Source organism: Lysinibacillus sp. F12 (assembly GCF_057773605.1).
Genome location: NZ_JBYMLP010000001.1, coordinates 722,396 through 737,127, shown reverse-complemented (window position 1 = coordinate 737,127; position 14,732 = coordinate 722,396). Strand labels below are relative to the sequence as shown.

The 14,732-nt window shown below is 33.2% G+C and carries 12 protein-coding genes; 6 read left to right on the top strand and 6 right to left on the bottom strand.

The window, feature by feature from the left end:
• Positions 1 to 82 precede the first annotated feature (82 nt).
• Positions 83 to 1,480 (bottom strand): hypothetical protein, encoded by a 1,398-nt coding sequence (locus AC3CH7_RS03770; RefSeq protein ID WP_031419199.1) that lies wholly within the window; start codon positions 1,478 to 1,480, stop codon positions 83 to 85.
• A gap of 384 nt (positions 1,481 to 1,864) precedes the next feature.
• Here AC3CH7_RS03770 and AC3CH7_RS03765 point away from each other — a divergent pair, with 384 nt between their 5' ends.
• The 4 genes from AC3CH7_RS03765 (at position 1,865) to AC3CH7_RS03750 (ending at position 5,667) form a co-directional block, all read left to right on the top strand.
• Entirely contained in the window at positions 1,865 to 2,464 is a 600-nt protein-coding gene (locus tag AC3CH7_RS03765) for a TetR/AcrR family transcriptional regulator (RefSeq protein WP_031419200.1), read from the top strand.
• Positions 2,465 to 2,614: 150 nt separating this feature from the next.
• On the top strand, positions 2,615 to 3,595 hold the full coding sequence (locus AC3CH7_RS03760; protein WP_036167699.1) for a serine hydrolase domain-containing protein: 981 nt from the start codon (positions 2,615 to 2,617) through the stop codon (positions 3,593 to 3,595).
• A 364-nt stretch (positions 3,596 to 3,959) separates the two neighbouring features.
• A complete protein-coding gene (locus AC3CH7_RS03755; protein WP_488381585.1) occupies positions 3,960 to 4,598 on the top strand; it encodes a GntR family transcriptional regulator in 639 nt (212 codons plus the stop codon).
• A 19-nt stretch (positions 4,599 to 4,617) separates the two neighbouring features.
• Positions 4,618 to 5,667, top strand: a complete 1,050-nt coding sequence (locus AC3CH7_RS03750) for a 2,3-butanediol dehydrogenase (RefSeq protein ID WP_012293510.1) — start codon at positions 4,618 to 4,620, stop codon at positions 5,665 to 5,667.
• Positions 5,668 to 5,769: 102 nt separating this feature from the next.
• Here the strand turns inward: AC3CH7_RS03750 and yiaA are convergent, their stop codons facing one another.
• Together yiaA and AC3CH7_RS03740 are read right to left on the bottom strand one after the other, a co-directional pair.
• A complete protein-coding gene (gene yiaA / locus AC3CH7_RS03745) occupies positions 5,770 to 6,240 on the bottom strand; it encodes an inner membrane protein YiaA (RefSeq protein WP_031419202.1) in 471 nt (156 codons plus the stop codon).
• A 166-nt stretch (positions 6,241 to 6,406) separates the two neighbouring features.
• Positions 6,407 to 6,925, bottom strand: coding sequence for a hypothetical protein (locus AC3CH7_RS03740; RefSeq protein ID WP_012293512.1), 519 nt, complete (start codon positions 6,923 to 6,925; stop codon positions 6,407 to 6,409).
• A 1,202-nt stretch (positions 6,926 to 8,127) separates the two neighbouring features.
• Between AC3CH7_RS03740 and AC3CH7_RS03735 the strand changes: the two genes are divergently transcribed.
• The gene (locus AC3CH7_RS03735; RefSeq protein ID WP_481276769.1) at positions 8,128 to 9,675 is read left to right on the top strand and encodes an esterase/lipase family protein; all 1,548 of its coding nucleotides are present in this window, start codon (positions 8,128 to 8,130) and stop codon (positions 9,673 to 9,675) included.
• 345 nt (positions 9,676 to 10,020) lie between these two features.
• On the opposite strand, the gene AC3CH7_RS03730 is transcribed toward AC3CH7_RS03735, so the two are convergent.
• Genes AC3CH7_RS03730 through AC3CH7_RS03720 form a run of 3 tightly spaced genes read right to left on the bottom strand, consistent with a single transcriptional unit; the run spans position 10,021 to position 13,635 of the window.
• Positions 10,021 to 11,145, bottom strand: coding sequence for a Ger(x)C family spore germination protein (locus tag AC3CH7_RS03730; RefSeq protein WP_281486667.1), 1,125 nt, complete (start codon positions 11,143 to 11,145; stop codon positions 10,021 to 10,023).
• Positions 11,146 to 11,171: 26 nt separating this feature from the next.
• Positions 11,172 to 12,572, bottom strand: a complete 1,401-nt coding sequence (locus AC3CH7_RS03725; protein WP_200991029.1) for a spore germination protein — start codon at positions 12,570 to 12,572, stop codon at positions 11,172 to 11,174.
• Positions 12,559 to 13,635, bottom strand: coding sequence for a GerAB/ArcD/ProY family transporter (locus AC3CH7_RS03720; protein ID WP_488381584.1), 1,077 nt, complete (start codon positions 13,633 to 13,635; stop codon positions 12,559 to 12,561). The genes AC3CH7_RS03725 and AC3CH7_RS03720 overlap by 14 nt, the downstream gene beginning before the upstream one ends.
• 396 nt (positions 13,636 to 14,031) lie before the next feature.
• On the opposite strand from AC3CH7_RS03720, the gene AC3CH7_RS03715 reads away from it, so the two are divergent.
• Positions 14,032 to 14,727 carry a response regulator transcription factor gene (locus AC3CH7_RS03715; RefSeq protein WP_426389237.1) on the top strand — a complete coding sequence of 232 codons (696 nt, stop codon included), beginning with the start codon at positions 14,032 to 14,034 and terminating at the stop codon, positions 14,725 to 14,727.
• Positions 14,728 to 14,732: the final 5 nt, after the last annotated feature.

Here is a 14,732-nt window from a genome sequence, read left to right as displayed (position 1 = left end):
CATTCTATCAACCTGAGCTGTTTCCAATTTAGACATATGAAGGTACATAGGCCCATAAAAATTTTATCAGGGAGCGCCTTATTTAAATCAAAAACACTGCTACAATCGTCGTCACAACAAGCCCAATGGCTACAGGAATTAAGTTCCGCCTTGCCAGTTCAAATGGGCTGACATTACAAATAGCAGCAGCTGGAATTAAAGCCCAAGGAATCAAGGTACCGCCACCAACCCAAATCGCTGTGATTTGCCCTAAAGCAGTTAAAGTGGCTGTTCCCCCACCAATGGCATTCCCAAATAGACTGCCAATCGAGCCTGCTAAAGAAATTCCAGAGAAGCCCGAACCATCCAATCCAGTAATAGCTCCAACAACCGCTAACGTCATAACAGCAATTTCCTTTGTTAAAGGTACGACCGCGGCAAGGCCAACTCCAAGATCATTAACAATGCCGTGTGAGGTAGCGGGGAGATGGTCCCCGATGATTTGTGTAAAGCCAGCATCTCCAAGATAGAAGAATGCGGCGATTGGGATAACAGGGCCGAAAACTTTAAAGCCGAATTGGAACCCTTGTATCAAATAGCTTGTTGTCTTCTCGAGACCCTCCGCTTTATGAGTAACAATACTAAGCAAAAGTAGGATAAAAACAGAGGTTCCACCGATTAGAGCAGTTGCATCGCCGCCCGTTAATTTGAATACTGACATCGTGATTACATCTAATATAAAGGCAATGGGAATAAGCACGGCGAAGAAACGCTTTTGCCCAATTGACAGTAAATGTTCAGTAGTTTCTTTTTCGCCAGCTTCCTCTTCCTCGTTGACCGTATTGAAAAGTAACGTTCCTCGTTTCATATCTCGCCGTAAGAAAATATAAGCAACAATTGTCGTCACAACCCCCATAGTAATGACGAGTGGAATACTAGCCGTAACCACATCTCCAACAGGTATACCTGCTGCATCAGCGGTTAGTTTTGGAGCCCCTTGTATGACAAAATCACTCGATAACGCCATCCCATGCCCAAATAAGTTCATCGCCATGGCAACGCCAAGTGCAGGAAGCCCCGCACGAATCGCAACAGGCAACAAAACGGCTCCTAACAACGCAACAGCCGGTGAAGGCCAGAAAAACCAAGAGATTAACATCATCAAAAGACCAATTGTCCAATAGGCAAGTGCGGGTGTCTTAATAAATTTGGTAAAAGGAGCAATCATAATCTCATTAATACCTGAAGTTATCATTACTCGACTCATGGCAACAATAATCGAAATAATCAAAATGGTGGATAACAACTCTGTAATGGCGTAAATAAAGCTGTTAAAAATACCACTAATGGACGAAGTTAAATTGCCAGTCGCAATGATCGCTAGCATGAAGATGCCAAGTATACAAATGAGGGTGGTATCACGACGTTTAACCATAAATCCGATGATGAGCACAATGAAAATAACGTAAATCCAATGGAGAGCTGTGAATTCAATCCCCATAATGTTTCCCCCTCAATATTCGACCTGATTTTATAGAATATGAAGAGAAAAAAAAGATGGTGATGATTTTGAAAAATTTCGAGCTTGGTGGAAGTTCTTGTAAATTTATAAGGTAAATAATAACTATTGATGCTGAAAAGCATAAAATTAATGAAAAGGGCCGTGCTACACGTTGAAGTAATACTTTGAAATGATGAAGGAGCAAGAATAATAAGCGATAGCATTGTTACGAAGAAGAACGCTAATCAAGAGAAAAAAACCTAGCCATTATGTATAAATATTAATAGGTAAAAAATATAGTATGACAGTAATCATTACTTCGTATTGACTTTATAGATACAACACTTTATTATATAGACCAGTCATTATAATTTGGAGGGGAACATGCCTAGAAATCAAGAAAGTAAAATGAAAATTTTATCGACGGCGTCAGTACTATTTCAAAAACAAGGGTACCACGCTACTGGATTAAATCAAATTATTAAAGAGTCGGGTTGCCCAAAAGGTTCGCTTTATTATTATTTTCCTGAAGGTAAGGAACAATTAGCGACAGAGGCAATTAACAGAACAAAGGATCTTGCTGTTCAAGAGCTAAGAAATTTATTTTCACAGCATGATGATGTAATAAAAGCTTTAGAGTGTTTTTTTGATCAATTTACAAGTTTTGATTCGAAAGTTGCCCATGATGGGATCCCATTAGCACTTATTTCTTTGGAAACTTGGCATATGAGTGAGCAACTTCGTTTAGCATGCAAGGATGCTTATGAAGCACTTATTTTGATAGTAAAGGCAAAATTTATTCAATCAAACTGGCCCCCTGATGAAGCTACAGAAATGTCGTATTTAGTCTTTAGCATGATAGAAGGTGGCAGTATTTTTGTACTCACTTCCCAATCAAATGAACCACTTAAAAGAATATGTAAAACGATTATAGAATTACTCGAGATAAAACAACGTGAAATTAGAGGAAATAGAGGGATATAAAAAGCGATACATGCTCAAAGAATGAGGTTTTCATACATTGGAATACTAATAAACAAAAGTTATATAGCCAGAATTCAAAAGGAGGTATGGTTTATGCCATTGGATAACATTTCAAGTAACTAATAGTACAAACTAAGGAGTGCTTGAAATTTGCTAAAATCATATATTCATTCATTTTTAAACACAAAGGAAGAGGAATTTAGTGGAAATATATTAGTAGTTCGTCAAGGAGAAACCATTTATAAAGAATCTTTTGGAAAAGCAAATTATGAATGGGACATACCAAATACCGCTATAACTAAGTTCCGTATTGGGTCAGTAACAAAAATATTTACTGCCATTGCAATTTTAATACTAATGGAAGAAAAAAAGTTATTGTTACATAATACTGTAGCTGATTTTATTCCGAACCTTCCAAAAGGCAACCAAATTACGATTGAACATCTATTAACTCATACATCTGGCATTGGTAATATAACTGATCAACCTGATTTTTTATTAAAATCTTATCAGCTACAATCTCCAGATGATTTGATAAATTGGATTGCTTCATGTTCATTCAAATCTTTACCAGGGAAAGAATTTAATTATTCTAATTCAGGATACATTGTGTTAGGTAAGATACTTGAAGTAATAAGTGGTTTAAGTTATGAAGAATTTCTTAAACAAAAGATTTTACAGCCTCTATCCATGTTAAATACGGGTCTTGATTCTAACGAAGCTATTCAAAAGCATAAAGCAAGTGGTTATGAGTTGGATAAAAATAATAATATTTATCATGCTAGTTTCGTCAATATGTCTAACACTTATTCGGCTGGAGGGTTATTTTCAACAGTTGAAGATTTACATTTACTTGATGATGGAATAAAAAGTAATAGTTTATTAACCAAAAATATAACATCTCAAATGTTTTCATCAGGTCGTTTTGGCTATGGATATGGATGGAACATTACGAAGACAAAAAAGAATAATATGCTCATTTTTCATCATGGGGGCATTAATGGTTTTACGTCCTCATACTTGAAGTTGCTAGAAAAGAACGTGACGATTATAGTTTTAAGTAATATGTCGACGTTATTAACGTCAACAGTTGCTAATGAAATTGTTGCTTATTTAGAGAATTGCAACTAAGGGTAAGACACTTTTTTTTATTTGGATGAAATTGCTAGAGCAGAGTCTTATTGAGGCCTACAAATTGTTAGATAATAACTAGCAATTTGTGGGCCATTTTTATGGCATAATACTGTGCAATTTATCTATCAAACTAGCTCCATATACAGGTCTAATCAACCTAACAACTACTTTTTTAGCATGTTTTAATTTTCTCTAATTACGTACCCACAAACAAGATAATTGAAAGAATTGAATTTTTATAATAGAATACTTTTATAGATTATCGATAATCTATAATCCATAATATATAACACCTGTAGCTAATCACCCTATACACTGAACTATGTTAAAATAAAACATATAAATTTATTGGAGTGGTTTAATGGGGTTTGATGAAAATTCAATTTCAAAAAAAACAATTTCTGAACAAATAGCTGAACAATTATTATTTCGCATATTTTCTGGTTATTATGAACAAGGTCAGCGCTTAATAGAAGCGGAAATTGCAAAAGAGTTACAAGTAAGTCATGCACCTGTCCGAGAGGCACTTTATCTTTTACAAAAAGATGGTGTAGTTGAAAAAGTACAACATAAAGGTGTAAGAGTGAAGACTATATCCGATCAGGAATTGAAGGATTATTTGGAAGCGCTTTATAACCTATTGGATTTTGCACTGACTAAATGTGAACCTAAATGGACTGGTGATTTGCAAAATGAACTATTAATTCGTTTTGAAGCGATGAAACAAAAAAAGTCTGCTGAAAAAATTTATGAATATGTTGTTTCGTTTGCTCATTTATTACAGTTGTTTTTTGATGTTTCAGGAAATATTGCGATGCTACGATTCTTTAAAGAAACAATCTTTGTTACAAATGTAGCTGCCCAAACAAAATGGAAAATGAATCTAGTTGAGTCCTACCATATGTCCATCAATACATTTATCAGATGTATAGAAGCGTCAGATTTTGATCATGCACGAGTAGCTATTAAAGATGTTATTTTATGGTACCAATTTAAATAATTTTATGGGGGTAACATAAATGAAAGCTGCAGTTTGGCATGGTGTGAAAGATATTAGAGTAGAAGAGGTTGAATTACGTACTTTAAGAGAAGATGAAGTGAAAGTAAAAGTAGCATGGGCTGGTATTTGTGGCAGTGATTTGCATGAATACGAAGAAGGTCCAGTTTTTGTACCAGTTGATGTGAAAGCTGATTTAACAGGTGAAGTTGCCCCACTTACAATGGGTCATGAATTTGCTGGTATCATCGAGGAAGTTGGTTCTAAAGTTACGGACTTACAGGTAGGAGACCGAGTGGTCATCAATCCTACTTTAACTTATAGAAACAAACATGAAGATGTCGATCGATATGATGGATTTAACTTTATAGGATTACATGGAGACGGTGGATTTGCGGAATATGTCAATGTCCCTGCAACAAATATACACCGTTTAGCAGATAACTTAACATTACAAGATGGTGCACTAGTAGAACCAATGGCAGTAGCTGTACAAGCTGTCAAAGATGCTGGCGTTACATTAGGAGATTCTGTTGCAGTATTTGGAGCTGGCCCAATCGGATTATTAACAGTCATCGCTGCAAAAGCATCTGGTGCAAGCAAAGTCATCGTATTAGATTTATCTGATGAACGATTAGAAAAGGCAAAAGAATTGGGTGCTACCCATGCTATTAATTCAGGTAAAGAAAATCCTGTACAGGCAGTTCGAGCAATTGTAGCAGATGGTGTTGATGTATCTTTTGAGGTTGCTGGTGTAGCTCCTACCTTTAAACAGGCAATAGATGTTACAAAACCTCGTGGGAATATGATGATCGTTTCTATTTTTGCTAGACCAATTGAATGGAATCCAATGCAACTTACAAATACAGGTGTTAATGTACTATCATCCATTGTCTATACACCATCCATTTTTCAAAGAACAATTGATGCAATGAGCGCTGGTCAACTAAATCCACAAGGAATCATTACAAGTCAAATTGAACTAGATGAAATTGTTGACAAAGGATTTAAAACATTAACAAGCGACAAATCGCAGTCTAAAATTTTAGTTTCTATTAGTGGAGAAAATTAATAATCTAAATCTATTCTTCGGGAGCATGGCTAATGGCAGCCTTGCTCTTTTCTTATTTTTATAGTCTGCTACTGAGGTGCATTTTAGCTTTAAAAATATACCTTAATTTCTTTCTCTTGCCCTTTGCGTGTCTCTAATATTCTTTTGAACCGTGATGGATGCAAATAAACTAAGAACAAATGACATCCCATAAAATCCTTTTTCGCTTAAAACAATACTTTCAGCATTGTATAATCCAATAGCCATTAATAAAATAGATACTATAAGTGCAATCCAACTAATACCATAATACATATTTGTAACGGGTATTCCCTCATCCTTATCTCTTACTGATTTTTGTAGAGATACTGCCGAGTAAAGTCCTAATACTAAAACTGCTAAGTAATATCCAGTTTCGTTTAGTGGCATCGTTGCGTTAAACAAACCTATAAAATAAGCAGTAACACCCACTAACAATGCAGCCCAAGAAGCACCCTTAAAAGCAGCAGTCGGTTCTCCCTCCTGCCTTTCCACTTTGATTTTTGGAGCTGGCTGTTTTTCCTTTTCTTCTGAACTCTCAGTTTGATTCGACAATTTTCTCCTCCTTCTATCACTGTATAATAACTTCTTCATCTACAGGATGTTATGAGAACAGAAACATATTTGAAATTTTTTTTTCTTCCTTAGCATCAGGTTTACTATCTTGAATAGGGTGCCCTTGCCTATATCAGGGTTCAGTTCATTCCTCTAAAGCTATTTTTTAACTTAATTGAACAATCGTTAATGCGCGGCTGCCATATCCAGATACAGGATTTCCAGCTGCACTTACGCCAACTACATCTCCAGGATTTAAAGGAGTTTGAATGATATAGGCTGAACTACTTCTATTAGCCACATTAAATATTGCCTCTCCTGTGCCATCATAAATGGGAACTCCATTGATTGTAATGAATACTGTGAAAAATGGCTGAGTTGGATCTGGAGCTGCAGTGGCCTCTGAATTTATAGAAATTGTAATCTGGTATATCCCACTTTCAAGAACTACCAATTCATTCCCAGAGCTACTTACTGTAATATTTTTGGATAACGGACCTACTTCATCAAATGAAATGGGTGTCCGAGTGGGTCCAACCACAGATTCTAATACTAGACTTCTTAGTGAACCATAACCCAACACGCCTCTTTCAGCAGGCGCAATTGGACCAGAAAGAGCAACGATTTTTCTAAAGAAATTGTTTTCATTTTGACAAATACATTTATGCATTTGGTTAAATAACATATTTTTCACCTCAGTAATATAATTAAAGTATTATATTATATTATATTCCTTTAGAAAGAAGGTACTTGTACGAGTGTCCAATATGTATAAATAAGAGTACGACAATTGAGTGGCTAATATGACTGATTGTCAGGCTATCATAACTCGAAATACTATGTCTACTCGAATCCAATGGAGAGCTACTAATTTAATTTTCCCTTCAATATGCCAATACTAAAATCAAGGATGGGAATGGTTTCATATATTAGGCAGTGTTTACTCCTGATAATATGTACCATACTGCAGGTAAAGGAATGGAAACGTTAGGGCTTACCTATGAATAAAATTTTTGAAACTATCATTCTCGTAACGGAGCGGTGGTAAGGACCTGTTTACGAACAAATGAAATAAATCATGATGGCGAAATCTGTTTTACATATTAATGAGCTGTAAAGAGCAAACGCCATAGATGCCCCTATAAATACAATTAAAACAACAGGTACTTATACTGGATGGGAATGCAAAAAATTAAACAATTTATATTGAATGATCCTCTATACAAACATTATTATGGATAGTCAAAAAAAGAGGTTGAAAATGATGAGTAGTGATTATTCTATTACTAGGTGCAACTTTTGTTGCTGTAAGGGGTAGGGGCTCTTTTGAAGGAGTATATGGAGCTAAATTAAATGTGAAAACTTATGATATTACCGATAAAAATAAAGCTAAGGTAGTAGATTCAAGTAATATTAATTTATAGAATTTATTGTGATGGTGGGTTGTTTAAGTTTGGCATCAGGGAATGGTTTACGCCTCTAGAAATACAACTAAAACGATTAGAGGTTTATTGGATTTTTGATGAACTGTATTTTAAAGTACTTCCCCTAAATATTCCTTTTAGATAACCATTTTCCAAATGGCTACTTCCAATTTAGCAGATGTATTAAAGTATAGTTTATATTTATTTTGAATACTATATTATATGAGTTTTGTAAAAAAACGAAATACTTAATTTAAAAATTGCTGGGGCATCTAACGGTAAAATCCTCATCGTACTGTTGGTGAATGTGAAAAATATCAATATTTAAAGATTTTTTGAGAGACTACTCTAATTATGGTTTCTAAGCTTTTGTAGTAATTGAGTGATTATAAAATCTAAATTACTTTTCTACAGCTTCTCGAACTTGATTTATACAGATTAGGAGGGAAACAATTTGAAAAAAATGGTTTTGTTATTAGGTATAGTGACAAGTATTCTTTTTTCTACTCCAGATGTTTTTGCCTCAAATACGATTGAACCAAACGGATTGAAGCCACCAGGTGAAAGTTTTACACCTGGAGAGTGGTTTCTTGGAGATACTCCACCTAATGCTGATCCGAATAAACCACCTATTGTTTTCGTTCAAGGAAAAAACGGTAATTCTACCAATTGGTATGGTCATACTGAATATCACGGTCTTAATGATATGTATACAAAAGCTTATGAAGCTGGATATCAAACGGTATTTGTTCAATTGTATGATTCAGCAGGTAAAGGCTCTTATAGTCAATACGATAACGGAAAATTATTAGCCTCTATGTTAAAAGAAATCAGTCAATATTTTCATGGAAAAAAATTAAATATAGTTGCCCATAGTAAGGGTGGGCCCGATACTCAAGCAGCATTAGTACTTAATAATGCTCATCCGTACGTTGGTAGAGTGTTTACTTTAGGATCCCCTCATTATGGATCAGAGTTAGCTGACCTTGCATATAGTTGGTGGGCAGGTTGGCTAGCTGATTTACTAGGTGAAAAAGATGATGGAACATATTCACTTCAGGTTGGAGAAATGGAACACTTTCGCTCACTAATAGACAATCACCCCAATGTAAGCAAAAACAACTATTATACAATTGCCGGTACTAATACAGGGCCATTTCTATCTGCACTCTGGATGGGTGGTCTATATCTTTCCGATCCAAATGATGGATTAGTTAAAGAGGCGAGTACTAAATTATTTTACGGAACACATCTATTTACCGATACCTCACTTGACCATGACAATATTCGAATGGGATCTGCGGTATTTTCTAGATTGGAACATTATCTACAGTCTTCTTCTACTGATCTTAGCATTATGAACAAAGAATTCTTTTCTCAAACTGATATGTTTCAAGAGTTAGATGTTTCTCATTATTTTTATGGAGGAAAGTTACAGTCATCAAATGATGTTACACATTCTTTTTATGTAGATACCGCACTCGATAATGTTACATTGTGGACAGGAATGACTACTGACAAGATAGAGTTGGTATCTCCTTCAGGAAAAAAATACACAAACGAGACAATCAAATCTTATGAGGAAGCCTCTTTCTTTAATGGCGTGGTACCTCATACATTTCCTAATGTTCTCTCTGAGAAGGGGGAATGGAAGGTAAATATAAGCACGCAGGCAGGTGATAATGCGTATTTACTAGCTGTTCAACATGGAGGCCCATCTTTGATTAAGGTGAGTATACCAACAGCAGCATTAGAAACGAATAATATTATTACAATACAAGCAAATCAAAAATTACGAAATCTTGCCTTCGATGTACAAGTACTAGATCCAGCAGGCAAAGATATTGCCTCCTCTCTACAAATACAAAAGGTTGATCAACAAAAATTTTCAGTAATTTTTCCAGAGAATAAAAAGTCTGGTGTATATAACATAACTTTAAATATTTCTGGTGAAACCTTACAAGGTGAGCCATATAAGAGGACGATTGTTCGTTCTAAGTATTTAAAATAGACATGACTTAGTTAGGAAAATTAGTGAATATAAAGGAAAGTTAGCTACTTATCATGAGTAAAGATTTCGATATGTTTACTAGCATGGGAAATGCTTTGCCAATACAATACTAAAAAAACATGTTTCTATATATGAGGATATACAAGTTTCTAATAAACGATTAAAACAATACCCCAATCCATCTCAGAAGATGAAATATTTTGTTATTATGAAACACTCACGCTTGAGCGTGGAAAATCTAATGATTTTGCCCCCTTTAAGTTAATGTTATTTTAACATATTGAAGTTTTTTAACATTGACTATTAGGGGGTATCATGCGCTCAACAGGGTGAAGGGTGACCTTCTTACTTTTTAGCTCCATCATCCTTGATGAAAACATGAATATTAAATTTTTTAATTGAATGTTCAGTAATGGAATTTAATTTATCTACAGTCCATGATTGGGGCTTGAAGCGATAAGCTTTTTCTGAAAAATTGAAGACATCAGAGTTTATTTCCAACCCTTTATTAAAGGTACTTTGAAACTGTGATAAAATAATATTTTTAATTTCATTTTCAATTGTTTCTTTTCCAATATTTTTTGGATTTTCTCTGATTGAAGCTTTAATGTCTAAATTTATAATATATTTTGGAAATGAATTATCCACTATTTCTATATAATAATCTATAGTTTCAATAAACATTGAAACTGACTTATCCTTTATTAATAATTTCATGTTATTAAAATCCTTATTAAACCAATCCAGCCCTGAAAGCTCTTCTTCCTTTATCCAACCATTGAATTTTTGACGTGAAAGAAAATAAGCACCACTTATTTTTAAAATATTTTTAGATTTATTATTCTCCATCCAATAATCTTCACTAATTTTTATTGTAGGAACCATAATGGATCCAACTGGTTCATAATATCTTTTAATCATGTCTTGTATAGTACTGGTTGAGATGAATGAATTAAAGAATAATTGTTCATTTGGATCATAAGGAAATGTTAATATTGGCGGTTTGTAAAAGAGACCATGTACATTCATTATCTCTTTAATATCATCTTCTTCATATCCAAAAGCTAAAGTATTATAACGTAGAAAATAATCCCTACTAAAAAAATCAAAAAATTCATCCAAATGACCATCCAATATATTTTTGGAAATAAAGAAAGTTTGTATATGTCCATAATACAAAGGGTTAACAGAATTCTTTTCTATATCATCGATTGCTCCCTGAATAGTTTCACCTTCTCCATGTCCAACAACAATTGGAGCAGGCTCAGATGCTATGCCAGGATCTGAGCCCGCAACATTGTTAAATCCGAAAGCTTGAAAATATAAATGATACATTTCATTAGAATAATCTATACCAAGAGCGGTAATATAAACTTCACTTTGAATCTCCTTGGTACCTAAACAGCCGCCTAGAATAAATAATAAAGGAAAAATTAATGTCATTTTGTATGGGGAATTATAATGGGACATATAAACTCCTTTCTGCTGAAAAACAGTCAGTCTTTTATTTTAATTCTAAAGGGCATTTTTAAAAAACCTTTAATAAGATCAGGTATACTTACTTTTGAAAATGTAGAAAGGTAAGGATGCCCGAAGCTTTCTAATGAAGAGATATATGTTAAGAAAAATAAGACACTTAAAACAAAGCCATACATTCCAAAAAAGGAGGCAATTAGTAATGTTGCGACTCTTATTAAAAATATATTGCCTAGTAAATTTTGATTAATTAATGTATAGCTAGATATAACGGTAAGTGCCCCAATTACTAATGTTGATGGTGATGTAAATCCTGCTCTTATAGCAGCTTCTCCAACTATTAAGCCTCCTAAAACTGCAATAGTTTGACCTATAGCTTTAGGTAAGCGTATTCCCGCTTCTCGAAAAAGGTCAAAAAATATGAGCATAATAAGAATCTCGAACGAAGAGGAAACAGGTAGTCCAATTTTAGAAGCAGATATTGATACTAGTAAGGGAAAGGGTAGCTGATTTAGTTGATGAACAGTTAATGCAATCCAAAGCCCAGGTAAAAATATACTTGTTAATAAAGAGGTAATTCTTAAAATTCGTGATAAACTCACAAATAAAAAATTGGTTTGATCATCTTCAGCTGCTTTCAAAATAAGTAATAAATTTACGGGTCCAATTAAACAGCTTGGACTTCCATCTACCAGTATGACAAAACGGCCTTTATTGAGGGAACTTACTACAAAATCTGGCCTTCCTGAATAATCCAGGAGGGGAAAGAGGGTCAGCTTATCATAAAGTAATTCCTCAATATGATAACTACTTGCAATATTATCTACTTTTATTTTATTTAGTTTGCTTTGTACATTCTTTAACGTACTTTGGTCAATATAGTTTTCAATATAGAGTAATAAAACTTTGGTTTTACTGGTGTCGCCAATTGTAAAATCGTTACTTGATAAATTTTTACTTTTTAATCTCATTCTTATTAAAGAAAAATTGGTATCTATATTTTCAACAAACCCATCTCTCGGTCCTCTTAATGAGACTTCCATATTTGATTCTTCAATGGATCGTTCAGGAAGTTTAGCTAAATTGGTTGAATATAAGCTATTTGATGGAACATGGAAGAAATATAAAAAACCTGAGAAAATTTTGCTATTCATTTCATCTGTCTTTGTTCGGTACTCTTTGATTTCAAATACTTCTAAATAACGGTTTATAATTTCAACATCATGCAAATGTCCGTGTTCAGCAAGGAATCTAATATTTGGTAATAATGAATTCAAAAAAAGTACACTATCAACTAAACTATGGCAATAGACAAATATAACTTCATGCTTTTCATTATTAGACATATAGAATTTACTACTTATCGTTATATCTGATTGGTGGCCTAATTCTTTATAGAGAAAATCCTTATTTTCGGTCAAGATGATGAACTCCCTTTTGCTTTTTTTCTACTACATAGAAAACAATCATAAAAAAGAATAAAAATAAAAAGATAGAAAGGAGATAAGCGCTTTTTATAAACGACAAAAAATCAGAAACAGACCAAGGAATTAATAATCCTATTGTTAAGCATAAATAACCAACAATTAATATGAATTTTCGTTTTTGAAAGAAGGACGACACAATATACATAAATAAACATATACGAATAAAAGCCATTGATAATAATTGGACAACAGATAAAGAATCTAACCTTGTAAAGTACTTGCCAAATGATAAAACTCTCCATTGCTCGTTTATAGGAAAGAGCATTTTTTGCGTTAGATAAATGCCGAATTCAGATACAGCCGTCACAATAGCGATTAAAACGAATAAGACAAACAGAATAGAGAATACGAGTATATCTTTCCTTTTCAGTTGCTCTTTTACATAACCATTTAAAACGATTAAAATAAAGCCCATTTCTAAAATACCAATACATATGTATAATATTCCCCAATAAATGGACGGAGTATTACTTGTATTTACTGGTAATAATAGTTCGTATTCATTGTTCATTGAGTTTCCTAAATTGAGAAGAACAAACAAAAAAATGTATAGTGAACAAATAATCAAGGACTGGATAGCTATGGTCTTAAGCCCTTTTAGGGAACCATAAAAGCATAATAATATAAATAAAATGACTGTAATAAAATAGGGATAATCAGAGTTAAAACTTTCTTCTGCCCAAATAATCGTAAATTTGAGTGAGACAAACGTTGATGACATTAAATAAACGATATATATATAAATGATGAATACGTACAGTGTTTTATTATTTTGGACAGTTTTTAATTCAAGGATTGAACTATTATTTAATGAAGAAGTTATTCTAGAAATAAATAATGCTAAAAGGAATATGGGGATTAAACTGAGCAAGGCACTTATCCAAGCTTCACGTTCCACCACTGTAAAAATTGAGGGAATTAAAACAAAGTGTGCTAAAAAACTAACTGATAAGAATAACAAACAATATACATGGATTGGCTGTAAAATTTTGTTCATTTTATCATTAACCCCCTCCTAACAATTCTCCCCAAGTCCGAGGTCATCTAATCGAATGGGGTGTATTTTTTTTATAGACACACGTAAACGCCTTTATAGCTCTCGAATAAAATATTCACTCTCTTCTGAGGATTTATAATAAGTAAACTATGCTGCATTTCAGCTTTTACCCACAACCATTATTGTTATTATGTACAGCCAAACTACCGTACTTAATAAACCTCCAATTACTCTACTAATTTTCAAAGCATGTTAAAAAGCAATCAAAAGTAGATTTTGTTTTATTTTATATAACTGCTAATATTTAACTATATTGAAGCAGTGTGAAACAGTGAAAATGCTAATAAATTTTTAAGAAAAATTGCACCAAATTTAATAAAAGGGGGCTTTTTCAATTTGCTTAAGAAGAATATTATCATTTTAGAAAACAATCTTTATTTAAAAATGGGCTTAGTGAAAATTCTGGAGAATGACTATAATATTTATTCAGACATTAACTTATCAAAAAATCTTTATGCTTTAATGAGTCAATACAAACCAGATATTATCGTCATTAATAAGCTTAGTAAAAATAACTTAGAAGATGTCAAACGAATTCGATCCGAATATCCTACTACATATGTTGCTATTCTTACTTCAATTATTTTAGAGGAAGAAATGCACGAGGCTTTGTTAGCTGGTGTCTCAGGGTTTATTTTATATAATATAAAATTAATAGAATTAACAAAAGCAATAGACTTAATTTCTAAAGGTGAATACTATTTTGATAGCTCGTCAATGACAACTTTTATAAAAAGCTATTTAAAACTATTCGATTCGAAGAAAATAATAGCGCATCTTTTTACAAAGCGGGAATATGTCATTTTGCTAATGCTTGCAGAAGGTAAAGACGTACAAGAGATTAGTCAAAACCTTAATATTTCCAAAAAATCAATCAAAATGAACATTAATAAGATTTATAACAAATTATCAGTAAAGACTCGCCTACAAGCGATAGAAAAAGCTATTAAAAACAGGTGGATTCCTTATAATTTAGCTATATCTAATTTATATGTGATAAATTATAATCAAAAACAGACAATACTACATTGATAAAA

Excerpts from the sequence above, each read along its gene's own strand:
- AC3CH7_RS03750 (WP_012293510.1), top strand. The coding sequence starts at position 4,618 with ATGAAAGCTGCAGTTTGGCATGGTGTGAAAGATATTAGAGTAGAAGAG.
- AC3CH7_RS03720 (WP_488381584.1), bottom strand. The coding sequence starts at position 13,635 with ATGAACAAAATTTTACAGCCAATCCATGTATATTGTTTGTTATTCTTA.
- AC3CH7_RS03735 (WP_481276769.1), top strand. The coding sequence starts at position 8,128 with ATGGTTTTGTTATTAGGTATAGTGACAAGTATTCTTTTTTCTACTCCA.
- AC3CH7_RS03755 (WP_488381585.1), top strand. The coding sequence starts at position 3,960 with ATGGGGTTTGATGAAAATTCAATTTCAAAAAAAACAATTTCTGAACAA.
- AC3CH7_RS03740 (WP_012293512.1), bottom strand. The coding sequence starts at position 6,925 with ATGTTATTTAACCAAATGCATAAATGTATTTGTCAAAATGAAAACAAT.
- AC3CH7_RS03765 (WP_031419200.1), top strand. The coding sequence starts at position 1,865 with ATGCCTAGAAATCAAGAAAGTAAAATGAAAATTTTATCGACGGCGTCA.
- AC3CH7_RS03770 (WP_031419199.1), bottom strand. The coding sequence starts at position 1,480 with ATGGGGATTGAATTCACAGCTCTCCATTGGATTTACGTTATTTTCATT.
- AC3CH7_RS03730 (WP_281486667.1), bottom strand. The coding sequence starts at position 11,145 with ATGTCCCATTATAATTCCCCATACAAAATGACATTAATTTTTCCTTTA.